Source organism: Actinoplanes sp. NPDC026670 (assembly GCF_040638175.1).
Taxonomy (GTDB): Bacteria; Actinomycetota; Actinomycetes; order Mycobacteriales; family Micromonosporaceae; genus Actinoplanes.
In genome coordinates this window covers 114,965-141,254 of the sequence record NZ_JBEZXU010000010.1, presented here as the reverse complement: position 1 = coordinate 141,254, position 26,290 = coordinate 114,965, and the positions used below count along the sequence as shown (strand labels likewise).

At 71.1% G+C, this 26,290-nt stretch carries 21 protein-coding genes; 9 read left to right on the top strand and 12 right to left on the bottom strand.

Features of this window, described 5'->3' with window-relative positions:
- Positions 1 to 2: 2 nt before the first annotated feature.
- Entirely contained in the window at positions 3 to 1,214 is a 1,212-nt protein-coding gene (locus AB0E94_RS12830) for an MFS transporter (RefSeq protein WP_360325715.1), read from the bottom strand.
- A 119-nt stretch (positions 1,215 to 1,333) separates the two neighbouring features.
- Positions 1,334 to 2,248: a LysR family transcriptional regulator gene (locus AB0E94_RS12825; protein WP_360325713.1), complete on the bottom strand. Its 915-nt coding sequence runs from the start codon at positions 2,246 to 2,248 to the stop codon at positions 1,334 to 1,336.
- Positions 2,249 to 2,286: 38 nt separating this feature from the next.
- On the opposite strand from AB0E94_RS12825, the gene AB0E94_RS12820 reads away from it, so the two are divergent.
- The gene (locus AB0E94_RS12820; RefSeq protein WP_360325711.1) at positions 2,287 to 3,219 is read left to right on the top strand and encodes a LysR family transcriptional regulator; all 933 of its coding nucleotides are present in this window, start codon (positions 2,287 to 2,289) and stop codon (positions 3,217 to 3,219) included.
- On the opposite strand, the gene AB0E94_RS12815 is transcribed toward AB0E94_RS12820, so the two are convergent.
- Positions 3,157 to 3,735: a TetR/AcrR family transcriptional regulator gene (locus AB0E94_RS12815; RefSeq protein WP_360325709.1), complete on the bottom strand. Its 579-nt coding sequence runs from the start codon at positions 3,733 to 3,735 to the stop codon at positions 3,157 to 3,159. The two genes, AB0E94_RS12820 and AB0E94_RS12815, sit on opposite strands and share 63 nt — an antisense overlap.
- Positions 3,736 to 4,048: 313 nt before the next feature.
- Here AB0E94_RS12815 and AB0E94_RS12810 point away from each other — a divergent pair, with 313 nt between their 5' ends.
- A complete protein-coding gene (locus AB0E94_RS12810) occupies positions 4,049 to 4,417 on the top strand; it encodes an SgcJ/EcaC family oxidoreductase (RefSeq protein WP_360325707.1) in 369 nt (122 codons plus the stop codon).
- A gap of 566 nt (positions 4,418 to 4,983) precedes the next feature.
- Here AB0E94_RS12810 and AB0E94_RS12805 read toward each other — a convergent pair.
- Positions 4,984 to 5,691 (bottom strand): SDR family oxidoreductase, encoded by a 708-nt coding sequence (locus AB0E94_RS12805; RefSeq protein ID WP_360325705.1) that lies wholly within the window; start codon positions 5,689 to 5,691, stop codon positions 4,984 to 4,986.
- A 43-nt stretch (positions 5,692 to 5,734) separates the two neighbouring features.
- A complete protein-coding gene (locus AB0E94_RS12800; RefSeq protein WP_360325703.1) occupies positions 5,735 to 6,970 on the bottom strand; it encodes an MFS transporter in 1,236 nt (411 codons plus the stop codon).
- A 96-nt stretch (positions 6,971 to 7,066) separates the two neighbouring features.
- On the opposite strand from AB0E94_RS12800, the gene AB0E94_RS12795 reads away from it, so the two are divergent.
- The gene (locus tag AB0E94_RS12795) at positions 7,067 to 7,573 is read left to right on the top strand and encodes a helix-turn-helix domain-containing protein (protein ID WP_360325701.1); all 507 of its coding nucleotides are present in this window, start codon (positions 7,067 to 7,069) and stop codon (positions 7,571 to 7,573) included.
- Positions 7,574 to 7,582: 9 nt separating this feature from the next.
- On the opposite strand, the gene AB0E94_RS12790 is transcribed toward AB0E94_RS12795, so the two are convergent.
- Positions 7,583 to 8,335, bottom strand: coding sequence for an SDR family NAD(P)-dependent oxidoreductase (locus AB0E94_RS12790; RefSeq protein ID WP_360325699.1), 753 nt, complete (start codon positions 8,333 to 8,335; stop codon positions 7,583 to 7,585).
- Positions 8,336 to 8,436: 101 nt separating this feature from the next.
- Here AB0E94_RS12790 and AB0E94_RS12785 point away from each other — a divergent pair, with 101 nt between their 5' ends.
- Positions 8,437 to 9,279: a helix-turn-helix transcriptional regulator gene (locus AB0E94_RS12785; RefSeq protein WP_360325697.1), complete on the top strand. Its 843-nt coding sequence runs from the start codon at positions 8,437 to 8,439 to the stop codon at positions 9,277 to 9,279.
- Here the strand turns inward: AB0E94_RS12785 and AB0E94_RS12780 are convergent.
- Positions 9,271 to 9,795 (bottom strand): TetR/AcrR family transcriptional regulator, encoded by a 525-nt coding sequence (locus AB0E94_RS12780; RefSeq protein WP_360325695.1) that lies wholly within the window; start codon positions 9,793 to 9,795, stop codon positions 9,271 to 9,273. The two genes, AB0E94_RS12785 and AB0E94_RS12780, sit on opposite strands and share 9 nt — an antisense overlap.
- An 83-nt stretch (positions 9,796 to 9,878) precedes the next feature.
- Here AB0E94_RS12780 and AB0E94_RS12775 point away from each other — a divergent pair, with 83 nt between their 5' ends.
- The gene (locus AB0E94_RS12775; RefSeq protein WP_360325693.1) at positions 9,879 to 11,111 is read left to right on the top strand and encodes an MBL fold metallo-hydrolase; all 1,233 of its coding nucleotides are present in this window, start codon (positions 9,879 to 9,881) and stop codon (positions 11,109 to 11,111) included.
- 92 nt (positions 11,112 to 11,203) lie between these two features.
- Positions 11,204 to 11,635, top strand: a complete 432-nt coding sequence (locus tag AB0E94_RS12770) for an ATP-binding protein (protein WP_360325691.1) — start codon at positions 11,204 to 11,206, stop codon at positions 11,633 to 11,635.
- A 330-nt stretch (positions 11,636 to 11,965) separates the two neighbouring features.
- On the opposite strand, the gene AB0E94_RS12765 is transcribed toward AB0E94_RS12770, so the two are convergent.
- On the bottom strand, positions 11,966 to 13,303 hold the full coding sequence (locus AB0E94_RS12765) for an MFS transporter (RefSeq protein ID WP_360325689.1): 1,338 nt from the start codon (positions 13,301 to 13,303) through the stop codon (positions 11,966 to 11,968).
- Positions 13,304 to 13,379: 76 nt separating this feature from the next.
- Here AB0E94_RS12765 and AB0E94_RS12760 point away from each other — a divergent pair, with 76 nt between their 5' ends.
- Both AB0E94_RS12760 and AB0E94_RS12755 read left to right on the top strand, forming a co-directional pair.
- Positions 13,380 to 16,577, top strand: a complete 3,198-nt coding sequence (locus tag AB0E94_RS12760) for a BTAD domain-containing putative transcriptional regulator (protein ID WP_360325688.1) — start codon at positions 13,380 to 13,382, stop codon at positions 16,575 to 16,577.
- On the top strand, positions 16,574 to 17,758 hold the full coding sequence (locus AB0E94_RS12755) for a PLP-dependent aminotransferase family protein (RefSeq protein WP_360325686.1): 1,185 nt from the start codon (positions 16,574 to 16,576) through the stop codon (positions 17,756 to 17,758). The genes AB0E94_RS12760 and AB0E94_RS12755 overlap by 4 nt, the downstream gene beginning before the upstream one ends.
- Here AB0E94_RS12755 and AB0E94_RS12750 read toward each other — a convergent pair.
- Together AB0E94_RS12750 and AB0E94_RS12745 are read right to left on the bottom strand one after the other, a co-directional pair.
- The gene (locus AB0E94_RS12750; protein ID WP_360325684.1) at positions 17,745 to 17,954 is read right to left on the bottom strand and encodes a 2TM domain-containing protein; all 210 of its coding nucleotides are present in this window, start codon (positions 17,952 to 17,954) and stop codon (positions 17,745 to 17,747) included. The two genes, AB0E94_RS12755 and AB0E94_RS12750, sit on opposite strands and share 14 nt — an antisense overlap.
- Positions 17,941 to 18,648, bottom strand: coding sequence for an alpha/beta hydrolase (locus AB0E94_RS12745; protein WP_360325682.1), 708 nt, complete (start codon positions 18,646 to 18,648; stop codon positions 17,941 to 17,943). The genes AB0E94_RS12750 and AB0E94_RS12745 overlap by 14 nt, the downstream gene beginning before the upstream one ends.
- A gap of 136 nt (positions 18,649 to 18,784) precedes the next feature.
- Here AB0E94_RS12745 and AB0E94_RS12740 point away from each other — a divergent pair, with 136 nt between their 5' ends.
- Entirely contained in the window at positions 18,785 to 21,334 is a 2,550-nt protein-coding gene (locus tag AB0E94_RS12740; protein WP_360325680.1) for an FAD-dependent oxidoreductase, read from the top strand.
- Between the two features lie 423 nt (positions 21,335 to 21,757).
- On the opposite strand, the gene AB0E94_RS12735 is transcribed toward AB0E94_RS12740, so the two are convergent.
- Positions 21,758 to 22,972, bottom strand: coding sequence for a Wadjet anti-phage system protein JetD domain-containing protein (locus AB0E94_RS12735; RefSeq protein WP_360325679.1), 1,215 nt, complete (start codon positions 22,970 to 22,972; stop codon positions 21,758 to 21,760).
- Positions 22,969 to 26,289: an SbcC/MukB-like Walker B domain-containing protein gene (locus AB0E94_RS12730; protein WP_360325840.1), complete on the bottom strand. Its 3,321-nt coding sequence runs from the start codon at positions 26,287 to 26,289 to the stop codon at positions 22,969 to 22,971. Before AB0E94_RS12730 ends, AB0E94_RS12735 begins: the two co-directional genes overlap by 4 nt.
- Between the last annotated feature and the right edge of the window lies 1 nt (position 26,290).

Below are 26,290 nucleotides of genomic sequence, written 5' to 3'. Positions count from 1 at the left end.
TTTCAGCGGGTGCCGCGGATCGGCAGCACGGAGACGGCACTGATGACGGCGAAGACGGCCCCGGCCACGAACAGCGCCGGATAACCGCCGAGGGAGAGCAGCAGCGGGGCGATCGCCGGGGCCAGCGACTGCGGCAGCAGGTTGGCGACGTTGACGACTCCGAGGTCCTTGGCGGCGTCGCGTCGCCGGTCCGGGAGCACGTCGGTGATCAGGGCCAGGTCGACCGAGAAGTAGATGCCCTGGCCGAGGCCGAGCAGGATCATCGCGGCGAAGTAGCCGGGCAGCGTGGTCGCGGCGGCCAGCACGAGCAGCCCGGCCGCGCAGGACAGCGCGGACGCGACCACGAAGATCCGGCGCCGGCGCAACCTGTCGGACAGCCATCCGGAGGTGCCGCTGGCGACGATCACGCACGCGGTCTGCGCGCCGGTCCCGGCCGCCACGATCCCGGCCGCCGCACCGGAGTCCAGACCGAGACGGGCGACGAGATAAAAGAGCTGATAGTTGAGTACGGCAGCAGTCGCCATGAAGATCGCGAAGCGGGACAGCAGCGCCCATCCGAAGTCGGGGTGCCGCCGGGGCGAGAAGGTGTAGGCGCGCAGGATCTCGGCGAGCGACCACGCCGGCCGGTCCTCGGGCGACAGTCGCCTGTCGTGCAGCACGAGCACCACCCCCAGCCCGCAGGCCAGGCCGATCACCGCCGGGATCAGGATCGCCGCGGTCAGGTTGTTCTGTGCCACGCTCCCGGCGATCCCGGCCGCCACCACCGCGGCCAGCCCCTGCCCGAGCCCGAGCAGCCCGCTGACCAGGCCGCGCCGTTCCGCGCCGACGTGGTCGGGCAGCAGCGCGAGCAGCACGGCGAGGGTGGTGTTGAAGCCGGCCTGGGCCAGCGCCCAGCCGCTGAGCAGTCCCGGCACGGTCGGCACCAGCGCCATCACCAGCGCTCCGGCGAAGGCGGTCAGGGCGCCCGCGACCAGCCACGGCCGGCGCATCCCGTACCGGCTGGTGGTGCGGTCGGAGAGGCGGCCCACGATCGGGTTGACGAGCAGCCCGAGGATCGCGCCGATCGCCAGGACCAGCGACAGCACGCCGGCTTCCCGGCCCGGGGCGAGCGACTGCACCCGCAGTTGCAGGGTGATGATGATCGGGGCCAGCAGCGACACCCACAGCCCGAAGTGGGCGACCGTGAACGCGGCGACGAAGGTTTTTCGAAGCATCGGCACTCCTGGAGTAACCGGTCGGAAATCGCCGTGTCATCACTGCGACGCCGATCACAGTCCCAGGACCAGGAGTTACAACGCCAACGAAGGTTTCCGATGGCCCCCATAGACGGCGTCTATGACATGAGGGCGGCCAGCCTGTCCCGCAGCCAGATGTGCTCCGGATCCAGGTCGTAGACCGGATGCCACCACAGCGCCTGCACCAGCGGAACCGCGTCGAACGGGCACTCCAGCAACCGCAGGCCGGGCAGCTGGCGGGCCAGCCGCTCCTGGAGCAGGGCGACCCGGCCGGTGCCGGCCAGGAACAACGGGACCGCCACGAAACTGTCGACGACGATCTGCGCGGACGCCTCCACACCCAGAAGTTGCAGGTGACGCCAGGCCGCGGTGCCCGAGCCGCCGCCGGAGAACGTCACCACCCACGGCAGGTCCCGCAGCTCGTCGAGGCTCAGCTCGGCGCCGACCCGTGGGTTGTCGGCGGCGGTGACGATCACCCAGCGGTCGGTGTACAGGTCGAGGTGCGGCAACGCCGACGGGAGCAGGCCGTGCGGCATCAGCAGGCCGTCGACCTCACGCAGCCGCTGCTCGAACGGGGCGTACTCGAGCGGGCTGGCCTGACGCAGGTGCACCCGCATCGACGGCGCCTCGGCGGCCAGCACGCGAGCCAGTGGCGGGCCGGCCACCGAGGCGCCGTAGTCGGAGGCGATCAGGGTGAACTGCCTGGTCGAGGTGGCCGGGTCGGCCGGTGACGCGGTCGCGAACACCCTCGACACCACCCCCAGGGCGGTCGCCACCAGAGGGGCGAGCACCACACCGAGCGGCGTCAATTCGTTGCGGTTGCCCACCCGTACCAGAAGCTCGTCTTGAAAATGGCGGCGCAGCCGTCGCAGTGACGCCGAAAGAGTGGGCTGGGTGAGGTTCAGGCGCTCCGCGGCCCGGGTCACGCTGCGCTCACGCAGCAGCACATCCAGCGCGACCAGCAGGTTCAGGTCGAGCCGGGCCAGATCCGCGGCCGACGGCGTCTCCCCCATCCGGTGATGATGCATCACGTCGGCCTAGGGTGGGTGCTGTGGAACTACGGCAGCTTCGCTATTTCGCCGCGGTCGCGCAGGAATTGCACTTCGGCCGGGCGGCGAAACGCTTACACATCTCCGGGCCGGCGTTGTCGCAGCAGGTCATCGCGTTGGAGCGGGACATCGGGGTGCCGCTGTTCATACGTGATCGGCGCTCGGTGGAGCTGACCGCGGCCGGCAAGTCACTACAGCAGGACGCACGGCAGCTGCTCGCACTCGCCGAGAGCGCCGCCGAACGGGCCCGCGAAGCGCACGGCGAGACCACCACCCCGCTGCGGATCGGATATGTGAGCTGGCTGCCCGACAACGTCGAGACGCTGGGGTTCTCGCTGCAGGTCGACAGCTGGGTGCTGCCGTCACACGCGCAGGCCGACCGGGTCAGCGACGGCAGCCTCGACCTGGCCATGGCGTGGGTGACCGCGTCCGGCGCGGCCGAGCGCAAACTCGCCGCCCATCTGCTGTGCGCCGAGGAACTGCACGCGGTCGCCCCCGGGGCGCTCACTCACGATCCGCTGCCCGCGTCGGAGCTGACCGTCCTCGTCGACGCGGACGAGGCGGCCTGGTCGTCGTGGAACGTGTTCGCCGAGGAGTTCGCCGAGACGGTCGGCGCCCAGGTGGCCCGGATCAGCGACGGCGGGGTGGCCGGGCCGGCCTTCTACGCGCACGTGAGCCGGCTCGGGCGGCCGGTGCTGGCCTCACCCAAACGGCTGGCCGGTGCGGCGCCGCCGGGTTTCCTCAGGCGAACCGTCACCGGCCCGGTCCCGCTGTGGACGTGGTCGCTGCTGCACCGCGCCGGCGACGACCGCCCGGCCGTCCACGCGGCGGTCGAATCGCTGCTGGCCGTGGGCCGGGGCCACGGCTGGACGTCACCGCCGCGCGACAGCTGGTGGGTGCCGGTCGACGACCCCTACCGTCTGCTGCTCGCCTGACAGCACCCGGATGCTCGGCCACAGCGCGTCCAGACGGCGGATGTCGTTGTGGAGCTTGGCGAACATGATCTGACCCTCGATCTGCGCGACCACCGCCCGCGCGGTGTCCGGCCCGGTGACCTGCGCGATCAGGTCGACCTGGGCGTCGAAGATCTCCCGGAGCCGGTCACGGATCGCCTCGGTCCGCTCGTTGCTGAGCTCCAGAGCGAGATTGCCGTACAGGCAGCCGGTTACCTGCTCGCTGTTGAGCGTGCTCACGATCATCTCGCACAGCCGCCGCAGCGGATCCTCGCCGTCCAGGATCCGCGCCCAGTCGGCCTTCTGCGACTCCCACTGCGTGTCGATCACGGCCAGCGCCAGGGCATCCTTCGAGGCGAAGAAATAATAGAAACTTCCCTTGGGTACGCCGGCCGACGCGCAGATTTCCGCGACGCCGATCTGGGAGTAACCCCGGAGCTCGATGAGCTGCTGCGCGGCGGCGAGGATGCGCGTCTTCGAGTCACTCCGGCGTCCCATCCCGGAAGTCTATCCCCGCTAGACGACTGGTCGGTTAGCCGCCGGATGTGCTCAGCAGCTCGGCCATCCGCCTGCCCGGCCGCCCACCTGCCCGGCCGCCCACCTGCTCGGCTGGCCGCCCGCTCGGCCGCCTGCCTGCTCGGCCGCCTGCCTGCTCGGCCGCCTGCCCGCTCGGCCGCCTGCCCGCTCGGCCGTCCGCCTGCTCGGCTTGGGAGCCGCTGGTTCTCAGCAGCGAGGAAACACGTCCTGGAACAACGCGGGCGGCCCGGCCACGATTGGGTAGTCAACCGGTCTACTATTCAGGAGCCAGATCATGACCGACCTCAGCCGGATCGTCGCGGAAACCCTCGACGGCTGGAAGAACGGCATCGACGAGCAGCGGCCCGCCGATGTGGCCACGTTCTTCACCGAGGATGCGCTGTTCCAGGGCGCGCTACCGGCACATTCGATCGGGCGCCAGGGCGTCGAGGACTACTACAGCCGGCCGCACGCCGCCGGGCTGCACGTGGACTACGTGGTGCGGGAGATCCGCCCACTCGCCGACGGGGTGCTGTCCGCCTATGTGGACCCGACGTTCAGCCGCCCGGACGGCAGCGTGCTGCACTACCACCTGACCGTCATCCTGAAGCGGATCGACGAGCGCTGGCTGATCAGCCACTACCATGCAGCACTCGCCGCCTGACACGTTTCCAACGACCTGTCGTTGGTCTGCTGACTCAGTCGCGGCCGAGACCACGCCGTGGTCTGTGAGCTCGGTCGCGGCCGAGACCACGCCGCGGCCTGCCGGCTCGGCCGCGGCCGAGACCACGCCGTGGCCTGTCGGCTGGCGGTCGCGGCCGAGACCGCCAGCCGTCGCTCACCACTGGAATACCAGCGGCTTTACCGTGCTCAGCGACGGCTGATGGGGTCCGCGACCGAGCCGCGGACCGCCGCCGTCTGACGAGCATCGGAGCTGAGACCGCGTTTCCCACCTCGGCCTCAGCTCCGAATCGGGCCGCGGCGGCGGCTGCCGGTGGCGCGGGTCGGCAACGTCGACCAGCGCACACGTTGGCCGATCGTGTGCGCTGGTCTTTGCCCGAGCAGGGGCAGGAGCACACGCAAGGCCGATCATGAGCGTTCATCCACGCCGGGACGACTACCCGAGCACACGCAACGCCAACGTGTGCGCCCGTCACCGTTGCCGCGATGCCTCCCGGCACTCGACATGCCGGGCGGTACTCGACATGCCGGCCGACGGGCTACAGGTCGTCAGTGGCCGGCGTTCTGGCCGCCGTCGACGTGCAGGATCTCGCCCGTGACGAAGGGGGCGTTCTCCAGGTAGATCACGGCGTCGACGATGTCGCTGACCTCGCCCATCCGGCCCATCGGGTGCAGGGCGCCGCGCTCGGCGTACGTCTCCGGTGGGTTCATCGGTGTCTTGTGGATGCCCGGCGCCACCGCGTTGACCCGGATGCCGCGACGGGCGTACTCGATGGCGAGCGCTTTGGTGGCGGCTTGCAGGCCGCCCTTGGTCAGCATCGCCACCGCCACCGGCAGGTTTCGGTCGGCCTGGTCGACGAGGCTCGTGGTGATCTGCAGGATGTGACCGCCGCCCTGGGCGAGCATGTGCGGGATCGCCCGCTGCGTCATGTGCATGAACCCGGCCAGGTTGACCCCGACCAGCCACTGGAAGTCCTGCTCGGTGTACTCGGTGAACGGCTTCGCGGCGAACACCCCGGCGTTGTTGATCAGCGTGTCGATCCGGCCGAACCGTTCGATCGCGGTCCGTACCACCCGATCCGCGGTCTGCGGGTCGGCGATGTCACCGGCCACGTTGACGACGGCCGGGTCCGACGACTCGCCGACCGACCGCGAGGTGCCCACCACCGCGTAGCCCAGCTTGCGGTATCCCTCGACGATCCCCGCTCCGAATCCTTGCGACGCGCCCGTCACGATGGCGACCTTCGGTGAGCTCATGGCCCTGCACTCCTTGGTAGTAGACCGGTTGTCTACTAAATTTCTAGCGCCCGGCCGCCACCCCCGTCCACGACCGATCTCCTCGCTGCTGGAAAGCCCGGCCTCTCAGGCTCAGGACCAGCGCAAGGGCCGACACCAGGGCCAGGACGACACCGAAACCGATCGCCATGTCGGCCACTCCGACCGCGGTCGCGATCGGGCCGGCGACGATCGCCGAGACCCCGAGCGCCAGGTACGCCACCACGAACACCGCGGTGAACAGGCCGGCCCGCTCGTGCGCCTCGACCTGCGGCACCAGTCCGCGGATGGTTCCGGAGAAGGTCGCGCCCATGCCCGCGCCGGAGAGGATCGCGGCGATCCACACCAGCGGGAAGGCGCCGAGCGCGATCCCGCCGACGAACAGGATCGACCCGGCGGTCAGGCCGAGGTCGCCGGCGACCTCGAGATCACGCGGGCGTACGCCACTGGTCGCGGCCGAGACCACAGCGCCCGCCCCGAACAGCACGAAGGCGGCCAGTCCCCCGACGACCGGGCCGCCGGCCGCGAAGACGGCAGCGAACACGATCGGGACCAGGCCGAGGAACAGCGCGGTGGTCATGAACACCGAGGCGACCCCGGGCGCGGTCGCGGCGAACTGCCGGCGGACCCGGGCCGGGACCGAGATCCGCGGGGTGAGCGAGGCGAGCGCGCCGGACCGCCGGGTGACGGTCTCCGGGGTGAAGACGGCGAAGACGGTTCCGGCGGCCATCACGATCACCAGGACCAGCCAGACCGTGAACGCCGCCTCGGCCGGTACGGACTGGGCGACCAGACCGGAGAGCAGCGCGCCGATGCCGAGCCCGGCGGTGGACGCGAGGCTGGTCATCAGGGCGCCGAGTTTCTTGTGCCGTTCGGGGGCGAGTTCGACGACGGCCGCTCCGAACGCGCTCGACGCCGCTCCGGTCGCGATCCCCTGGAGGACCCGGCCCGCGATGATCCAGCCGATCGAGGGCGCGGTGACGAAGACGAGCATCGCGGCGAGTTCGAGGGCGAGCGCGCCGACCAGCACCGGACGGCGGCCGACGTGGTCGGACAGCGATCCGGCGACCAGCAGGGCGGCCAGCAGCGCGATCGCGTAGACGCCGAACGCCAGGGTCAGCGTCGAGTGCGGGAAGCCCCAGCTCTTCTCGTAGAGCGGAAGCAGCGGCGTGACGGCGCCCGCGGCGATGAAGAACGCGACCAGGGCGGCCGAGATGCCGACGAACCCGGTACGGCGCGGGAGGGTGTTCACGACTGTCATGCCGCCACCATATGCATCAACCACTGAACCAAATAGGTACAGTGGTTGAAGTAACATGGTTCGGTAGTTGAACCGGACCGTGTTAATTTGGCTGCTATGCCCCTGGGAACCGACTACGTGCGGCAGAACTGCGCCATCGCCCGCTCACTGGAGATCGTGGGCGAGCGCTGGACGCTGCTGATCATTCGAGATCTCTTCTACGGCCTGCGCCGATACAGCGACCTGCGCAAGCACATCGGGCTGCCGCCGGCCGTGCTCACCGACCGGCTGGCCCGCCTCATCGAGGAGGACGTCGTCGAGCGGGTGCCCGGGCGCGGGGCCCGCGAGGAGTACGCGCTGACCACCAAGGGCGCCAAGCTGTGGCCGGTGCTCAACGGGCTCAGCCAGTGGGGCAACGAGCACTACGTCGAGCCCGAGTCCCGCTCCCGCCTCACCCACGCCGTGTGCGGCGCCCAGCTCGACGAGGTGGGTGGCTGCCCGCAGTGCGGCGTGACCCCGGCCGCCGCCGACGTCGAGATCCAGAAACCGAGCTTCGGGACCGCCGACCCGTACGCCCAGGCGTTGCGCACCCCGCACCGCCTGCTGGAACCGCTCCGCCTGTAGAGAGCCGCGTCAGCCGTGCTCGTTGACCAGCGTCACCACCTGGTCGTAGTCGCCGCGCTGCTCGGCGTACCGCAGGAATTTGACTCTTTCGACCTGGATCTCGGTGGCGTCGGGCCGGGTCTCGATCAGCTCGATCACCTCGCTGATGAATTCGTTGAGCGGCATCGACGTGGGGCTCTCCTTCTGGCCCGGGGTCAGGTCGGTGGCGACCTTCGGCGGGACGAGTTCGAGGACTCGCACCGACGTGCCGGCCAGCTGGAGCCGGATCGCCTCGCTCAGCAGGTGGATCGCGGCCTTGGTGGCGCTGTAGGTCGGGTTGGCCGCGTACGGGATGAAGGCCAGCCCCGACGAGACGGTGACGATCGTGGCGTCCGGACGGGTGCGCAGGTGCTCGATGAACGCGGCGATCAGCCGGATCGGGCCGAGCAGGTTGGTGGTGATGTTCTCCTCGGCCGGGGCGAGGAAACCGGCCGCCGTGGTCCAGTCCTCGAAGCGGATGATGCCGGCCATCGGGATCAGCACGTTCACCTCGGGGTGCTCCGCGATGACCTGCTTGGAGACGGCCGCGATGCGGTCCGGGTCGGTGACGTCGAGGCGGTACGCGTGCAGGCCCGGATTCTCGGCGACGATCCGGTCCAGCAGTTCGGTGCGGCGGCCGGCGATGATCACCTCGTTGCCCCGGGACCGGAGTTCGAGGGCGAGCGCCAGTCCGATGCCGCTGGTGGCGCCGGGGATGAAGACGGTGTTTCCGGTGATGTTCATGTCCACCAGGATTGGCGGGGCGCGGATCGCGTACCAGAGACCGGATGTCGGGGGATCGCCGATCCCTGTTTGCCGCCGGGCGACTCCCCGATACTTCCTGCATGGATCGTGATGGCCTGGCCGACTTCCTCGTCCGGCGCCGGGAGGCGCTGCAGCCGTCGGACGTCGGCCTCAGCCCGGGGCCCCGCCGGCGCGCGGCCGGGTTGCGCCGTGAGGAGGTGGCCCAGCTCGCCACCATGTCGACCGACTACTACACGCGGCTGGAGCAGCGGCGTGGGCCGCAGCCGAGCCCGCAGATGCTGGCGTCGCTGGCCCGGGCGCTGCGGCTGACCGCCGACGAGCGGGACTACCTGTACCGGGTGGCCGGGCACAGCGCCCCGGATCGGGTGGCGGTCACCGACTACGTCGCGCCGGGGCTGCTGCGGATCTTCGACCGGCTCGCCGACACCCCGGCGCTGATCTTCAACGTGCTCGGCGAGACCCTGGTCCAGAACGAGCCGGCCCGTGCGCTGCTGGGCGACCCGAGCCATTTCGCGGGTCCGGAGCGCAGCAGTTTCTACAGGTGGTTCAGCCGGCCGGAGCAGGAGCGGCGCGCCTATCCGCCGGCCGACCACGATCGGCAGAGCCGGGCCCAGGTGGCGTCGCTGCGGGTGGCGTACGGCCTGCTGGGTCCGGCGTCGCGGGCCGGCGAGATGGTGCGTGACCTGATCTTGCGAAGTCCCGAGTTCGCGCGGTTGTGGGAGGCGCAGGAGGTGGCCCGGCGGTTCGAGGACCACAAGACGCTGATCCATCCGCGGATCGGGCCGGTCGAGGTCGACTGCCAGGTGCTGTTCACCGAGGACGAGTCGCAGGCGCTGCTGGTGCTGACCGCGGCGCCGCGCAGCGAGTCCGAGAGCAAACTGCGGCTGCTGACCGTCCTCGGCACCCAGGAGTTCTCAGCGTGAGCCGAGGCCGTCCAGGATCAGGGCCAGCATCGGCTCGGTGCGGTCCGGCGCGGCCCGCCACAGCGCGCCGGTGAGCTGGAGGAAATCGACCGGTTCGGCGTCCTCGCGGATGCTGCCGGCACTCTTGCCGGCGTCGAGGAGCTGGGTGATCGCGCCGATCACCGGCCCGTAGCTGCGCGCCGCGATCGACTGGTGGGTGTCCGGGCTGAGGGCCGACCCGAACGCGTGTTTCTTGCGCATCCCGTCGACCAGGTCGAGGGTCCACCGGCGCAGCGCCTCCACCGGCGGGAGCGTGGCCTGCAACTCGGACACCGAGCCCACCAGACGTTCGATCTCCTCCTGATATATCTCCAGGATCAGCGCCTCCCGTGACGGATAGTTCCGGTACAGGGTGCCCGGGCCGACCCCGGCGAGCTGCGCGATCCGGTTCATCGAGGTGTCGTCGTCCTCGGCGAACGCCTGCCGGGCAGCGGCCAGGATGCGGGCCCGGTTCTCCCGGGCGTCTGAGCGGACCATGCCCCTCCTTGCGATCCGGAGATCTCTCCGTTATCTTACTGGAGACCTCTCCACAACGATGACGGAAACGATAACGGAGCAGCATGCGCGACATCAAGCGACGCCGCCGCTGGTTGCGCCGCACGGCGGCCGGCATCAGCGCCCTACTGCTCCTGGCCGTCGTCGGCGGCCTCGTCTACGTGCGCACCGAACCGTTCGGCGCCTCCCCGGCCGGCGACCGGCTGGCCCGCAACGAGCAGTCGCCGCAGTGGCGCGACGGTGAGTTCACCAACCCGCAGCCGCAATGGCTCTCCCTCTGGCAGGCGACCACCAGCTCACTCTTCACCGGCGGCGACACGAGCAGCCCCGATCAACCCCTCGACATCAAACCGACAGACACCGGGGTGTACGCCGTGAGCCCCACCACCGGACTACGGATCACGTGGTTCGGCCACTCGTCGACGCTCGTCGAGATCGACGGGGCACGTGTGCTGCTCGACCCGTTCTGGGGCGACTACTCCGGCCCGTCCAGCCTGCTCGGCACCAGGCCGTTCTATCCCCCACCGGCCGCGCTCACCGACCTCGGCCCGATCGACGCGGTCCTGATCTCCCACGACCACTGGGACCACCTCGACCAGTCCACGATCACCGCGATGGCCGGCTGGACCAGCACCTTCGTCGTGCCGCTCGGCATCGGCGCCCACCTGGAGCGCTGGGGCATCGCCCCGGACCGGATCCGGGAGCTCGACTGGTGGCAGAGCACCACCGTCGGCCCGGTCGAGCTGACCGCCACCCCGTCCCGGCACAGCTCCGGCCGCGATCCGCTGCACAGCAACGAGACCCTCTGGTCGGGCTGGTCGCTGCGCGGCCCACAGCACCGGACCTGGTATTCCGGCGACTCCGGCTACTTCGCCGACCTCGAGCAGATCGGCCGGCGGCTCGGCCCGTTCGACGTCACGCTGATCGAGTCCGGGCAGTACGACCCGGGCTGGCCCGACAACCACCTCGGTCCGGAGCTCGCCGTCAACGCCAACGCGCTGGTCGGCGGGAAGCTGATGATCCCGGTGCACTGGGGGCTGCTCAACCTCGCCCCACACAACTGGACCGAGCCGGTCGAGCGGGTCCGCGCCGAGGCCCGCTGCCGCAACCAGGAGCATCTGGTCCTGGTCCCGGGCGTGCCGACCGAGCCGACCGCGGACGCCGTCGCCGCTCAGCAGCAGTGGTGGCCGCGGCTGCCGTGGCGGACCGCCGCCGACACGCCGCTCGACCCGACCGTGGCCGGCGACCCGGACGAGCGGATCGGCTTCACCCCTTGCGTGCTGGGCCCCGGTGGGTGAACTGGACGCGGCCTGGAAACGCGGCATCGACGGTTTCCAGGCACGCGACCTTCAGCCCCGAAACGGTTGATCCGCCCCGGAACGGGGTATAGGTGATCGCTGTCACGGGGGACGGGAAAGCCGATGTGGTCAGTGAATTGAATGCCGAGATCGAACTACCGGACGGCAACGGCGCGGCGGCGGCCGCCCGGGCAGCGCTTCGCGCCCTGCTCACCGGCTGGAACCTGACCGACGAGGACTGGCTGTACGACGCCACCCTGATCGTCAGCGAACTCGTCACCAACGCGGTCCGGCACGGCGGCGGTCTCCTGGCCCTGCACGTACACGCCTCGGACGGCCGGGTGAGCCTGTCGCTGACCGACAACTCCGCCCGCATGCCACACCGCCGCGACACCGACGAACGCAGCGCCGGCGGCCGGGGCCTCGTCTTCGTCGACGCGTTCGCCCAGACGTGGGGCGCCCACCCGCACGGCCCCGGCAAACAGGTCTGGGTCCAGCTGACCCCCTACCCCCACCAGTCCTAACCCCCGCCGGCCCGTCCCCGCCAGCGCCAGCTCACGCCCCCAGCCGTCGCTGACAACGGTTACGCGTGCCCCAAAACCAACGTCAGCGACGGCTCAGGGCCTCGGCCGTCGCCCACAACGGTTATGCGTGCCCCGAAAGCCACGTCAGCGACGGCTCACGGTCCCAGCCGTCGCCCACAACGGTTATCGGTACCCCAAAACCCACGTCAGCGACGGCTCACGGTCCCAGCCGTCGCCCACAACGGTTATCGGTACCCCAAAACCCACGTCAGCGACGGCTCGCGGTCTCGGCCGTCGCCCACGACGGTTACGCGTGCCCCGAAAGCCGCGTCAGCGACGGCTGTGGGCGGGGGCTGGGGTGGGGCGGTCCAGGGCGTAGTTGCGCTGTAGCAGGGCGGCGAGTGTCATCAGGGCGGCCGGGACCAGGGTGGAGCCGTAACGGACCGCGGACAGTGCGCCCGGTGACTGGGTGATCTGGTCGCCCGCGGTGCTCGCCACGAAACCGCCGGCCAGCAGGACCGCCGAGAAGATGTAGGGGCCGACCGCGCCACCGGTGGCCTCGGCCGCGGTCCACAGGCCGGTGTAGGCGCCGGCCCGGGCCGGACCGCCGGGGCCGGACGCGGCGATCACGTCCGGGACCATCGACAGGGGCATCAGCTGCATCGCGGCGAACGAGACGCCCAGCAGCGCCATCGCGATGACCAGGACCGGCAGGCCGGCTCCGGCGCCGAAGGCCAGCACCAGCGAACCGGCCACGAAACCGGACTGGGCGGTCAGCAGGCAGCGCTGTTTGCCCAGGCGCCGGGCGGCCAGCACCCACAGTGGCGTGGTCAGCACCGCCGGGCCCATGAACAGGGCGACCAGGGCCGGGGTGAGTTCGGGGCGGCCCAGCTCGTACTTCGCGAAGTACGGCAGGGCGGCCAGGACCAGGCTCATCGTGATGGCCATGGTCAGGTACGACGCGGTCAGCACCCGGAACTGCCGGTCCCGCAGGGCCGCCAGCAGTCCGCCACGGTGATCCGCCGCGGGCGCCGGCGCCGGCGGTGCCGCGACGTTGAGGCGGGCCACCCCGAGGATTCCGGTGAGCATCGCGGCGAGCATGACCACGCCGAGGACCGCCGCCATCCGCCCGTAGTCGCCGACGTCCGGGGTGGTGCCGGTGAGCAGCGGCGCGACCACCCCGCTGAGCAGCACCCCGATCGTGATGACGGTGTTGCGGAAGCCCATCAGGCGGGTCCGCTCGTGGTAGCCGATGCCCAGATCGGCCGGGGTGGCCAGGTACGGCACCTGGTAGGCGGAGTAGAGCAGGTTCCCGGCGACCAGCGCCACCGCCACCCAGATCGCGGCCGGCGTCCCGCGCAGCCCGGCCGGCACCGCGAACAGCGCGACGAACGTGACGACCACCGCGCAGCCCACGAGCATCACCCGGCGGCGATGACCGACGGCGGCCCGGTCGGTGTCGGTGACCCGGCCCATCCACGGGTGCAGCACGATGTCGGCGATGTTCGGGATCAGCAGGGCCAGGCCGGCCACGGCCGGCGGCACGGCGAGCACGTCGGTCAGGAAGTAGAGCAGCAGGATCCCCGGCACGGTCACCCAGATCCCCATGCCGATCGAGCCGGTGGCGAACGGGACGACGGCACGCAGCGGCAGCCGGTGATCGATCATCAGGATCCCTTCGGGGTTCGGACAGGCGTCAATGTGTAACGGCAGCACGGTACGATCCGCGCGGAGGTCGAGAAAAGTGCCCGTCGATGCCGTTGGTGAGCTGCGGTTTCAGGTGCTCGGCCCGTTGCGGCTCTGGCGTGACGGGGCCGAAGTGGACACTGGTCCCCGTCAGCAGGCGCTGCTGCTCACCCTGTTGCTGACCCGGGCCGGCCGGCCGGTCAGCACGGCCGAGCTGATCGACCTGATCTGGGGTGACGAGGCGCCGGCCAGCGCCCTCAACGTCATCCACAAGTACGTGGGGGCGCTGCGCCGCATCCTCCAACCGCGGCTGCCGGCCCGGGAGTCCGGCGCGTATCTGCATCGGCGCGGCAACAGTTACCTGTTCACCGCGGGCGCGGACCGCCTGGACCTGGCCGCCTTCCGCGAACACGTCGGCGCCGCTGCCGCCGCGTCCGGGGAGGCGGCTCTCGACCACTACACGCGGGCACTGGAGCTGTGGCGCGGACCGGCCGGCGACGGTACGGCCACCGCCCTCGATGACGAGTTCTACCGCGCGTGCACGGCCGCCGCCGATCTCGCCGTGTCCGCCGGCCGCCCGGACCGGGTGCTGCCCGCCCTGCACCTGGCCGCGTCGATGGCGCCGTTCCACGAGCCGGTGCAGGCCGCCCTGGTGACGGCGCTCGGCGCGGCCGGCCGGCAGGCGGAGGCGCTGGCGGTGTTCCGTACGGTCCGCGACCGGCTGGCCGACGAGCTCGGCATCGATCCGGGCCAGGCACTCCAGGAGGCGCACCACAACGTCCTGACCCGGCCCCCGGCGCCGGCCACCACCACCGGCCCGCCCAGACGAGAAAGCCCGCCCAGAGGAGAAAGCCCGCCCGGGCGAGAAAGCCTGTCCGGGCGAGAAAGCCCGCCAGGACGAGAGAGCCCGCCCGGACAGGTGAGCGGCCCGGCCGAGAAGGAGAGCAGCCTGGCCGGGCCGGAGAGCGACCTGGTCGGCCGGATCGAAGAGTTCGCGCTGCTCCGGCGTACCGTCGAGGGCGCTCTGGCCGGCGGCACCGCGATCGGTGTCGTCGAAGGCGAACCCGGCGCCGGGAAGACCCGGTTGTTGCAGGAGGCCGCCGCGGTCGCGGCCCGCGGTGACGCCCTCGTGGTGTGGGGCCGGTGCCTGGAGGGTGACGGCACCCCGTCGATGTGGCCGTGGGAGCAGGCGCTGGGCCGGATCGTGGCGAGCCTGCCGGCGCCGTCCCGGGAGAAGTGGCTGGCCAGCGAGCTGGGCATCATCCTGGAGCCGAGGGACGGCGCGGACCGGACGGTGCCCGACGGCAACGCCCAGTTCCGGCTCTTCGAGCAGGCCGTCGCGCTCGTCGGGGAGGCGTCGGCGCAGCGGCCGACCCTGCTGGTCCTCGACGACCTCCAGTGGGCCGACGTCGCGTCGCTCCAGTTGTTCCATCACCTGGCGGCCCGGCTGCCGGGTGGCACGGCGATGATCGCGGCGCTGCGGGACCGCGCGCCGACGCTGAGCCAGGCCCTGTCCCGGGTGCTGGCCACCGCGAGCCGGGTGCCTGGTCATCGGCGGCTGCGGCTCGGCCCGCTCGGTGTCGGCGAGGTGGCGGCGCTGGTCCGGAACGAGGTCGGCCGGGATCCGGACGGTGATCTCGCGCAGGCCATTCACGACCGTACGGCCGGAAACCCGTTCTTCGTCCTCGAACTGTCCCGGCTGCTCAATGAGAAGGGGCTCAGCGAGAGGGGTGTCCCGAACACGATCCGGGACGTGGTCCGCAGCCGGATGGCCGGACTCGACGACGACGCCCGTGACCTGTTGCAGGTGGCCGCGCTGATCGGCCGGGACGTCGACTTGCGGCTGCTGTCCCGGGCGACCGGGGTGGGCGTGGCCGACTGTGTCGACCGGCTGGAGCCGGTGCAGGCGCTCGGCCTGCTCGAACCGGGGCCGGACGATCCGTCGTCGATGCGCTTCGCCCATGACCTGGTTCGCGAGTCGGTGTCCGAGACGACGGCGAAACAGCAGGTCGTCCGGTTGCATCTGCGGGTCGCGGACGCGCTGGAACGGACCCACGCCGACGACGAGGTGGTCGCTGAGCGGCTCGCCTACCACCTGTGGGCGGCGGGGCCGCTGGTCGAGCCGGTGCGGGCCGCGGAGGCGCTGATCCGGGCCGGCCGTTGTGCGGCCGGCAAGCTGGCTTTCGACTCCGCGAACCGGCAGCTGCGGTACGCCGTACAGGTGACAAGATCGTCGGGTTTGATGGATCTTGAATTGGCGGCGCTGACGCTGCTCGCGATCGTGGTCCGGCGGCAGGCCGGATTCGACGACTCGACAGTCGACCTGCTGGATCGCGCCGAGTATCTGGCCGGCACCCTGGGCCGGCCCGCGGAGGCCGCCGACTTCCTGTTCATCCGCACGATGGGCGCCTACACCGCGCTGGAGAAGGACCGGGACCGGCTGGCCCGCCGCATGCACGAGATGGGGCAGGCGTCCGCCGACCCGGCCGTGCGGCGGTACGCCCGGCAGTCGTGGGGCCTGCACCAGTGGGATGTCGGCAACATCGGCGAGGCGGTCCGTCTCCTGTCCGCCGACGACGACGGTGACCGGCTCGCCCAGGAGACTCCGTTGCGGCGGGACGGCGCCATCCCCGGCGAGGGACCGGGCTGGCTGGCGGTGACGACCGCCCTGCACGACGACGTGCCGGCCGCGCTGGCCGTGGTCGACGGCTGGGACGCGCCGGGTGACCCCTATGCGGCGTCGGTCTGGGTCTACTACACCACGATGATCGCGTCTATGGCCGGTGACGCCGGCCTGGCCCGCCGCGCCGGCGACCGCTGGGTGGCCGAGGATCTCGAGCGGCTGAACGCGCAGATCGGCCACTACGTCCGGCAGAGCCGCTGCTGGGCGCGGGCGCTGACCGGCGACGATCCAGCGGGCGCGGCGGCCGAGGCGGAGGAGCACCTGGCCGCGAGCCTGGTCGACCCACCACAGTGGGGTGTCGCGTTCCATCACGCGCTGGTCGCCGAGATGTGGCTGACAGCGGGCCGCTGTGACCGGGCGACCGCCGCCCTGGACCGGGCCGACCGGGCCGCCCGGGAGTACGGCCAGCGATACGCCGAAGGCCTGTGTCTGCTGCTCAAAGCACGCCTCCTGCAGGCGAGAGGGGAACCGGTGACCGTGGTCAGGGCTGCCGCTGAACAGGCGTCGAGTCGTTCCCGGGCGAGCGGGGCGCTGCTGTTCGCCCGCCGCGCCGACGAGTTCCTGGCCGCATGAGCGGGCTGTCCGAGCTGGCCCGTGGACTGTCCGGGCCGCAGGGGTTCGTCGTCGCCAGCCAGGCCGTCCCCGCGCCCGACGCGATCCGGCTGGTCGGTGGGGTCCCGGCGGCCGAGGCGCTGCCGGTGCGGGAGCTCGCGCGGGCGTCGGCCGAACTGTGGCAGGACCCGGCGGCCGCGATCGCGAGCCTCCAGTATTCGGCGCCACACGGGTTCCCCGGGCTGCGGGCCTGGATCGCCGGCCGGGAGGGCGTCCACCCGGACCGGATCGTGATCACCAACGGTGGCATGCACGGGCTCACCCTCGCGGTGCTCACCCTGGTCGAGCGGGACGCGACGGTCGCCGTCGACGACCCGGTGTTCCCCGGGTTCCGATGGGCGCTGGAGGTCGCCACGAAGCGGGTCCTGCCGGTGCCGCTGGACGCCGACGGGCTCGACGTCGACCACCTGGCCCGGCGCCTGGCCGCCGGGGAACGGATCGCCGCCGTCTACACGGTGCCCGACTTCCACAATCCGGCCCAGGTCTGCCTGTCCGCGGAGCGGCGCCAGGCCCTGGTCGAGCTGGCCGAGCGGCACGGGTTCTACGTGATCGTCGACGACCCGTACCGGGAGCTGCGGTTCGCCGGCCGGGACCAGGGCGCCGGCGTGTTCCACGATTCGGACCGGGCGGTCCACGTCAACACGTTCACCAAGACCCTCGGCGCGGGCTGGCGGGCCGGCTGGATGGTGCTGCCCGAACACCTCGTCGACCCGGTCATCCGGCTGCGCAACCGGCTCGACGTGCACACCGGCTCGGTCACCCAGGCCATCATCGAACGGGTCGTCACCAGCGACGACAAGTGGTTCGACGGGCTGGTACGCGACGCTTCCGCGATCTACCGGGAGCGCGCCGGGGTGCTCGTCGACGCGCTCCACGAGCATCTTCCCGGCGCTTTCGAGATCCGGCCGCCGGAGGGTGGCCTGTTCCTGTGGGCGCGGCTCACCGACGACCGCCTCGACCCGGCGGACCTGTTCCGGCGGGCGGCCGCCAGCGGTGTGCTCTACCAGCCGGGAGAGTTCTTCGCCGCGGACCCCGGCAACAGGTCGTCGGACCGGTTCCTGCGGTTCGCCTACAGTGACCGGACGCCCGCGGAACTGCGCGAGGCGGCACGGCGGCTGGCGTCGGCCTTCAGGTCCGGATGACCCGGTTGGTCGCGGCCCGGACTCCCCAGATGTGCGCGATCAGCCCGGTGCCCCAGCCGATGATCGACCAGATCGGCCAGAAGTGCAGCCCCGGGGTGAACAGCCACCACGCCAGCGCCTGGATCAGATTCGCGGCGACATAGCAGAGGGCATGGATCTGTACGCCCCGCCGCATCCCCTCTTCACTCTTGGACATTCTCGGCAACCGCCTTCTCGATGAGGGCCACCGCGGCGGCCGGGTGGGAGACGAACACCAGATGGGAGGCGCCGTCGACAACGGTGACCGTGGCGCCGGAACGCTCGGCCATGAACTCCTGGGCGGCCGGCGGAATGATCCGGTCGGCGCCGCTGATCAGGTGGTAGGTGGGGATCGAGTGCCACGCCTGCGGCCCGGACGCGGGCTCGCCCAGGGCGGCGCCGGTCGCCGGCCGCTGGGTGAGCGCCAGCAGCGCGGCCTGTCCGGCCGGCAGGTCACCGGCGAAGTTCGGGTGGAACACACGCGGATCGATGTAGAGGTCGACCTGCCCGTCGGCCAGCGGCACCGGCTTCAGCGACTGGCCGACGGTGCTGCCCGGGAACCGCTCGACCAGCTGCTGCACGCTCTCCCCCGTTTCCGGGACGAACGCCGCCAGGTAGACGAGGGCCTGCACGTTCTCGGTGGCGGCGGCCGAGATCACCGCGCCGCCGTACGAGTGACCGACCAGGACGATCGGTCCGGGGATCGACGCCAGCAGCGCCCGGACCTGGGCCGCGTCGTAGGACAGCCCGCGAAGTGGGTTCGGCGCCACCACCACCGGATATCCGGCGGCCACCAGCTGTTCGATGACCGGCTGGAATCCGCTGCCGTCGGCGAAGGCCCCGTGCACCAGCACGATCGTCGGCAATGTCATTGATGAGCCCTTTCTCTCAGGTGTCGGCAGAAAGCTAACGCCGGCCACTTGACGGGAAATGGATCGGATCATTCAGTCGAAATAAAGTCGCCGTCACCAGGCTGACCCCGAAAAGACATTGATCTGAGGGGTACGGATGGACGCGCTCGAGGAATCCGATGTGGTCGTGATCGGATCAGGAATGGGTGGTCTCGCGGCCGCCCGCACGATCGCCCAGTTCGGCCGGCGGCGTGTCCTCGTCCTGGAACAGCACTACACGCCGGGTGGCATGACCCACGAGTTCACCAGGGACGGCCGCTACCGGTTCGGCACCGGGCTGCACTACATGAGCGCCGACGCCGGCCCGTTCCTCAACTTCATGACCGACGGCCGGGTGCAGCTCCAGCCGCTGCCGGACGACTACGACGTGCTGCACTTCCCCGATTTCGATTTCACCGTCCCGGCTGGACGCGACCGGCTGCGCGAGCGTCTGGCGCAGTGCTTCCCCGACTCGGCAGGCGAGATCGACAGGTTCTTCACCGCGATCCGGCGGGGCATGACCGGCCTGGCCGCCCGCAACGTGCTCGCCGCCATGCCGGCCGGGATCCGCCGCCTCGGCACCCCCATCGTCGAACGGCTCTACCCGTCGACGTACCGGTCGCTGGCCGAGCAGATGAGCCTCAGCTTCCGCGATCCCGAACTGCGGGCCGTCCTCGCCGCCCGCTGGGGGCTCTACGGGATCCCGCCACGAGACAGCGCGTTCGGTTACCACGCCGCGGTCCCGTTGACGTTCTTCATGAACGGCACCGCCCATCCGGTCGGCGGCCCCGGCGAGATCGGCCGGATCATTCTGGAGACCCTTCAGCGGTACGGGGTCCAGGTGCGCCCGAGGCAACGCGTCGAACGGGTCACCGTGGACAACGGCCGGGTCACCGGGGTGGACGTGGTGGACACCGCGAGCGGGCGCCGGTACCACGTGAAGGCCGGCACCGTCGTCTCGGCGACCGGGGTGCGCAACACCTACGCCCTGATCGGCCGCGAGCAGGAGCTGGCCGATCTGCCCCCGGAGCCGTCGGCGGCCATGCTGTTCCTCGGGATGAAACGGTCCCCCGCCGAGTTCGGGCCGCGCGGCGAGAACCACTGGTTCATGCCCGACCTGGACGGCGGTGACGGCACCCTCTACGTGTCGTTCCCGTCGCTGAACAATCCGGCCGCCCGCACCCACACCGTCGAAGTGCTGGAACTGGTCGACCCGGCGATCGTCGACAGGTGGCCGTCGACGCCCGCCGACCGGCGGCCGGACGACTACCGGCGGTTCAAGGAGGAGACCACCGAACGGCTGCTCGGCCGGCTGGAACGGCAGTGGCCCGGGTTCCGTGCGGCGGTCGAGTTCACCGAGCTCGCCACCCCGCTCACGTTCGAGAACTATCAGCACAGCGTGCGGGGCTCGTTCTACGGGCTGGCGGCCACACCGCAGCGGCTCCGATCGTCGCGCGCGGGTTGCCGTACCCCCGTGAAGAATTTGATCGTCGCCGGTCAGGACGCCTGGGGCTCCGGGGTCGTCGGGGCGCTGGCCGGCGGTTTGATGGCCGCGAACGCGGTGCTCAGCCCGCGGCAGACCGGCGCCATGTGGCGGACCGTGCGGTCCGCCGTCCCGGTCCGGAATCCGGAGACGCCCTGGTCGGGATACCTGCGAGTGGCCGTGGTCGAGGAGCTGACGCCTACCGTCCGGCGGATCCGGCTGGCGCCCCTGGACGGCGGCACGATGCCGTTCACGTTCGCCGCCGGGCAGTACCTGAAGATCGAACTGCCGGTCGCGGTCGAACCGATCGAACGCTCCTACTCGATCTGCAGCGGCCCCGGCGAGACCGGGTTCGTGGAGATCGCGGTCAAACACGAGCCGGGCGGGCTGGGGTCGGGTTTTCTGCACACCGAGGTGGAAGCCGGGCAGGCGCTGCGGGTGAGCGGCCCGCACGGCGACTTCACCTGGCAGCCCGGCGACGACACCGGGACGCTGCTGCTGATCGGTGGCGGGGTCGGGATGACACCGCTGATGAGCGTGCTCGCGGCGGCGGCCGACGCCGGGCACGACGGGCGGATCGTGCTGCTGGCCGCCCACCGGTCCGAATCGGAACGACTCTTCGGTCCTGAGCTGACGGCTCTCCAGGAGCAACTGCCCGGGTTGCGGCGGCTCACCTTCGTCAGCGGGCGCAACAGCCGGATCAGCGCGGGCACCCTGCGTCCGTTCGTCACCGCGACGGCCCGGGCCCACCTCTGTGGGCCGGCGCCGATGATGCAGGACCTGATCGGGCACCTGACCGAACTCGGGCTGCCCCGCGACCGCATCCACACCGAGGCGTTCGTGTCCGGGCACAGCCGCCAGACCCGGCGGGAGAAGGCGCAGGCCATCGCCCGTGCCGCCGAAGAGGCCGGGATCACCGCCTTCCGCATCGACGTCGAGGACTCCGCGCCGGGCTTCCCGTGCCGGCCCGGGCAGACCGTCCTGGACGCGGCGAACGTCGCCGACGTCAAGCTGCCGCAGTCCTGCGGGGAGGGCTCCTGCGGGACCTGCCGGGTGGTGGTCCGGGCCGGCGAACACGAGACCGACAGCCGTGGCATGTTCTCCGCCGCCGAACTGGCCGACGGCTGGCGGCTGGCCTGCCAGACCCTGCCCACCGGCGACCTCACCATCGCACTCGACAAATAAGGAATCCTCGACCGCGGTGGCATCGGAGGCCAGGCCGCGAGAAGCCCGTACCGAGGAGGTAGTCGCCCATCCGCCGGCTCTCTCGCCGCCCGGGCTGTCGAGCACCGCCGGCGGGCGTCCCAGTAGCGGTGACGGGCGCACACGTTGACGTTGCGTGTGCCCGCGTAGTCGCCCCGGCGTGGATGAACGCCCACGATCGGCTTTGCGTGTGCTCCTGTCTCTGCTCGGGCAAGGACCAGAGCCCACGATCGGCCAATGTGTGCGCTGGTCGACGTTGCCGACCCGGGACGCACACCACCCGGCCACGCCAGGGCCGCCGTCATGTGAGGCGCCGTTGGGTGGGGCCGGGTGGTGGGCATCAGGCGATCCAGGCCAGGTGGGACAGGCGGATCTGGGCGCGTGCGTTCGGCGTTCAGATGGCCCTCACCCCTGCGAGATCTGTAGCAGTCGCGCCGCCGCGTCGGTGAGTGGGATGGCTTCCTGTTCGATGCGGCGGAACGGGGTGAGGCCCGCGGTGGCGATGGTGGCGTACGCGAGGGTCTCGGTCTCGGTCAGGTGCGGCAGGACCTCCCGGGACGGCTTGATGGGCCGGCCGGCCTTGTCGTGGTTCACGCCGTGCGGGGCGTAACGGTGCAGGTCGGTGGCTTCCATGAGGATGGAGGTGACCTGCGTGGCCGGTGCCCCGTCCGGCGTGGGCACGGCGAGTGCGGCGCGGAAGTGGTCCAGGATCGCGTAGCCGTCGGCGTCGATGTCGCCCCAGTAGAGGACGTGATCCGCCGAGCGGATCCAGGGCACGTTCGCGAGCAGGGCGGCCGCTGCCTTGCCACCGCCCTCCACCACGATCGTGTCGCTGACCGGCGGGAACCAGAGGCGGGAGTCACGGTTCTCGACGACGAGGACGACATGCGGCGGGTAGGCGATGTCGTGCACGTCCCCGGTGGTCCAGGCGTCGTGCCTGCGCCGGCCGGACGCAACGTGGCGCGGGTCGACATAGGTCAGATGCATGACGGCCGGCCGGGGCCGGACCTCGTCGCGGACCTCACGCCCGGCGACCGCACGCAGCAGCGCGCCGTGCTTGTCGAGCCATTTGGTGTGCATCCCGGGCACCGGAAGTTGCCGCTGCGTCCAGTCACCGGCGTCGGGGTGCCGGTGTAACCAGGTCACCGCGTTGATGAGCACGTCCACGTCGTTGGGTGACAGGGTGTCGACGGCCCGCAGCGTGGCCGGGGTGAGGGTGGCGCCGGCGGATTTCAGGGCCGATGCCCGCGCACGGGCCCGGCCGATGTCCACGGCCGGTGGTCCGGCGTCGGCGAGGAGCGCGGCGGCGCCGTCCAGGCCGGCGTTGAGCACCTCCGGGAAATCGCCGGCGACTCCCCGGATCGTCACCGCGGCACGGCCGACCTCCACTCCGCGGGGGAGCCGGGCGCAGAAGTCCCGCCACCGCATGTGCCAGCCCTGCCAGGCGGGATACCCGAACTGCTCGACCGCCCGGCCCGACGTCACCCCGGGACGCAGCCGGACCGAGAAGACCACGCGGTCGCCGACGCCGAACTCGGCGCACACGGCCTCCGCCCAGTTCTTCTCGAACCTGCGGCGGACGGTCGCGACGGCGTCTTCCGGGGTGACGAGTGCGCTCATGCGTCCGGAACGCCGACGAGGAGTTTCGCCCAGGATCGGCCGTGGGTGTTCTTGAGGATCACGTACTCCGCGTCCACGTGCGGCTCGATCGCGCTGTGCTTGTCGTTCGGGGCGCCGATGACCAGCTGGAAGCCCAGGCCGCGCCACGCGCCGATGGCACGGCCGGTGAAATGCGCATCCGCCTTGATCAGCGCCTCGTCGAGGAAGACCGGGGCATAACGGGGCCGGGTGGCGCCCGCATCGCCCAGTTGGTACCGCAGTGCGGCGCCGACGATGAACGCGACCAGCTCCTGTGACTCGCCGCCGGATTTCTCACCGATGTGGTCGTAGACGGCGACGTGCGTACCGTCGAGGTCGATCTTCTCGGCGCTGATCCGCACGTGGTTTCGGACGTCGACGAGGTCGGCGAAATCCGGCGCGGCACGGCGGATCCGGTCGATCACCTTGGTCATCCGGTGATAGGCGCGTTCCCGGTCGTCCTCGGTCTCGGCCTTGTCGATGAAGGCGCGTACGTCGCGCAGCTCCTTGCGGAAGCGGGCACGTGTCGTGGAATGGCTCTCCTGCGGGTCGATGCGCAGCCGGTGCCCGTCGTCGGCGAACGGCAGTTCGGCGAGGATCCGGTTGACCGGGTCGATCCGGTCGCGGATCTCCCGGACCGCGGCCGCGAGCTCGCTGTCCAGGCCGGTCAGGTCGTTGCCGGACAGGTTGAGCAGACTGTCGCGCCACTCGGTCTCCAGCTCGTGCAGGCCGCTGGTCGTAAGGTCGGTGAGCAGGTGGTCGAAGTCGCGGTAGGAGGCGTCCGGGTCGATGCCGAGGTTGGGGTTCGGCCAGCGTTCGAGGAACGTCGAGAAGGTGTCGTGCAGTGCCCTCCTGGACCGGCCGATCGCCTCCGTCGCGTTCTGCCGATCGGCACGGAGCCGCTCGGTGGCGTGTCTCGCGGCCGCGTCGAACTGTTCGAGCGCGTCCGTGTCGCCGTCGAAAAGGGTCTCCAGGTAGTGCCGGTGCTCCTCGCTGACCTCGACGCCAGACTCGGCGGCCGTGTCGAGCGCCGCCTGGACGCGGTCCACCTCGTCGACGATCGCCGCCCAGGACTTCCCGACCGCCTCCAGGGTGTCCTTCTGCCGGCCGACACGTTCGGTCATCTCCCTGACCTGCTGCTTCAGCTCGTCCAGTTGGTGTTGCAGCTGATCGATCTCCGGGTTGCCGGCACGGATCTCGTCGATGACGCGTCTCCACCGGTCCTGTTCGGCCCGGACCGCCGCGACGTCCACCTGATCCCACGACAACTCGGTGACGCTCTGGTAGGCGGTACGCCGAGCCTCCGCCGAGTCGAGGTTCGCCTCCTCCCCCGACATTCGCGCGGCGGCATCGTCGAGGCGTTTCTGCGCGAGGGTGATCCGCTCGTCGAGCTCGGCGAGCGTCCGGCTGTTCGTGAAGCCGAGCACGTTGGCCCGGCCCTGGCCGCCGTGCGCGCCCCGGCCACCTTCCGACGTCTGGCCGGTGATCGTGAGCGCCTTGGCGTACTGGGGCAGCAGCCGCGGCGTGTCGACGCAGACGTACGCGAAGCGGCGGGCGAGCTCACCCTTGAGCCAGGCGGTGAACGGCGACGGCCGGTAGTCGAGCCGGCCGGGCAGCGTCTTGCCGTCGAGGCCGACCTCGTCACGCTGCCCGGTGCGCACGCCCTCGAACTGGATCCGCCGTGCGGTCGGCACCGCGTTGATGGCCTCGCGGAACGCGTTCAGCCGGCCGATGTCGATCAGCATCCGGGTGGCGAACCCGCCGAGCGCCAGGTTGAACGCCTCGCGCCACGGCTCGAACTCCGTCCGGACCTCGATCAGCTCGCCGACGAACGGCAGGTCCTCCGGGGTGAGTCCGGCGGCCTCGGCCAGCGCCGCGCGGGCCGCGTGCAGGTCGGTCGGGATGTTGCCGCGGCGGTTCTTGACCGCGTTGCGCTCGGCGCGCAGCCCGCCCAGCTCCCGCTCGGCCTCCTTCTTCTCCGCCGCCGCGTCGGCGTACGACTGCTGAGCGGTCCGCCGGGCGTCGACGTCGGCCACCGAGCGATGCGCCGTCTCGATCAGCGCGGCGAAGTCCGCACCGGTCTCGACCGAGGCCCCGATCGTCGCCAGCACCCGGTCCAGTCGCTCCCGTACCCGTTCGACGTCGGCCAGCCGCTGCTCCACGACGCGGATCTCCCGCTGTGCGGTCTCCATCCGGTCGCCACCTGACGCACGAATCGTGTCGGTCACCCCGTCACGCTGCGCCTCGGCCGCTTCGACCAGGGCGCTGGTCTCCGACAGCGCCGCCTGGGCCCGGCGGTTCTGCTGGTCCAGGTCCGTTTCGGCCGAGCGCAGCAGATCCAGCCGGCGCTGATGACGCCACAACGCGGCAGGCGACGACGTGTCGGCGAAGGATCCGATCTCGTCGATCGCATGCAGCCGGTCCACCGCCTCGTCGATGGTGCGCCGGTGTTCGCGGATCGGGGTCAGCGCCTTCACCTGCTGGCGAGCGGTGATCATCCGGGCCCGGGTGCCGGACAGCTCGTCGAACTGCTGCACGACCGCGTCGGCGGTGGCCAGCGTGGCCGGCTCCTCCAGCACCATCGTCTTGTACAGGGCGTCGACCGTGGTGATCTGCTGGCCGGCCTGGATCCGCCCCAGCAACGCGATCGCCTTGTGCCCGTCGCCGGCGGCGCCGATGCCGAGCACGGTGTGCAGGCGCGCGGTGAACTCCCGGTCGGTGTCACTCCAGGTCAAACCGGTTGCCACCACATCGGTACGGGCGAACCGGTTGCCCGCCGGGCCTTCCAGCGTCCGCAGCTGATAAGCGTGGTCACAGCTGGCCCGGACCGCCACGACGTCGTCCAGGTTGCGGGCCGACGAAGGGACATACCAGGCCCGCAGCGCGGTGAACTCGGCGCCGGTGTGGTCGACCCACGTCATCGCGATGGCCGACCAGGTGTCCCGGCCGTCACCACGCAGCACCCGCAGCTTCGTCTCACCGTCGGCGCGGGACTCGTCGAGCTTGCCACGGGCGTACGAGAGGATGTTTCGCTGGTCCTTGCCCCGGGGCCGGCCGACCACTCCGCCGTTGGACGCCCCGTTGAAGGGGGTCGTGTGCGGCATGAGCAACGCGATGTACGAGTCCATCAGCGTCGACTTGCCCGATCCGGAACCTCCGCTCAGCAGGGTCGCGCCCGGTGCGAGGCGCAGGTGGTGGTACCCGTCGTAGCCGCCCCAGTTGACCAGTTGCAGGTCACGCGCCACCCACTGCTGGCCCCGGGAGGCTGCCGGGACCAGCCCGAACAGCGTGTCGATCATG

Coding starts and splice junctions, on each gene's coding strand:
- AB0E94_RS12830 (WP_360325715.1), bottom strand. CDS start 1,214: ATGCTTCGAAAAACCTTCGTCGCCGCGTTCACGGTCGCCCACTTCGGG.
- AB0E94_RS12825 (WP_360325713.1), bottom strand. CDS start 2,248: ATGGGGGAGACGCCGTCGGCCGCGGATCTGGCCCGGCTCGACCTGAAC.
- AB0E94_RS12815 (WP_360325709.1), bottom strand. CDS start 3,735: ATGGGACGCCGGAGTGACTCGAAGACGCGCATCCTCGCCGCCGCGCAG.
- AB0E94_RS12810 (WP_360325707.1), top strand. CDS start 4,049: ATGACCGACCTCAGCCGGATCGTCGCGGAAACCCTCGACGGCTGGAAG.
- AB0E94_RS12805 (WP_360325705.1), bottom strand. CDS start 5,691: ATGAGCTCACCGAAGGTCGCCATCGTGACGGGCGCGTCGCAAGGATTC.
- AB0E94_RS12800 (WP_360325703.1), bottom strand. CDS start 6,970: ATGACAGTCGTGAACACCCTCCCGCGCCGTACCGGGTTCGTCGGCATC.
- AB0E94_RS12795 (WP_360325701.1), top strand. CDS start 7,067: ATGCCCCTGGGAACCGACTACGTGCGGCAGAACTGCGCCATCGCCCGC.
- AB0E94_RS12790 (WP_360325699.1), bottom strand. CDS start 8,335: ATGAACATCACCGGAAACACCGTCTTCATCCCCGGCGCCACCAGCGGC.
- AB0E94_RS12785 (WP_360325697.1), top strand. CDS start 8,437: ATGGATCGTGATGGCCTGGCCGACTTCCTCGTCCGGCGCCGGGAGGCG.
- AB0E94_RS12780 (WP_360325695.1), bottom strand. CDS start 9,795: ATGGTCCGCTCAGACGCCCGGGAGAACCGGGCCCGCATCCTGGCCGCT.
- AB0E94_RS12775 (WP_360325693.1), top strand. CDS start 9,879: ATGCGCGACATCAAGCGACGCCGCCGCTGGTTGCGCCGCACGGCGGCC.
- AB0E94_RS12765 (WP_360325689.1), bottom strand. CDS start 13,303: ATGATCGATCACCGGCTGCCGCTGCGTGCCGTCGTCCCGTTCGCCACC.
- AB0E94_RS12755 (WP_360325686.1), top strand. CDS start 16,574: ATGAGCGGGCTGTCCGAGCTGGCCCGTGGACTGTCCGGGCCGCAGGGG.
- AB0E94_RS12750 (WP_360325684.1), bottom strand. CDS start 17,954: ATGTCCAAGAGTGAAGAGGGGATGCGGCGGGGCGTACAGATCCATGCC.
- AB0E94_RS12745 (WP_360325682.1), bottom strand. CDS start 18,648: ATGACATTGCCGACGATCGTGCTGGTGCACGGGGCCTTCGCCGACGGC.
- AB0E94_RS12740 (WP_360325680.1), top strand. CDS start 18,785: ATGGACGCGCTCGAGGAATCCGATGTGGTCGTGATCGGATCAGGAATG.
- AB0E94_RS12735 (WP_360325679.1), bottom strand. CDS start 22,972: ATGAGCGCACTCGTCACCCCGGAAGACGCCGTCGCGACCGTCCGCCGC.
- AB0E94_RS12730 (WP_360325840.1), bottom strand. CDS start 26,289: ATGATCGACACGCTGTTCGGGCTGGTCCCGGCAGCCTCCCGGGGCCAG.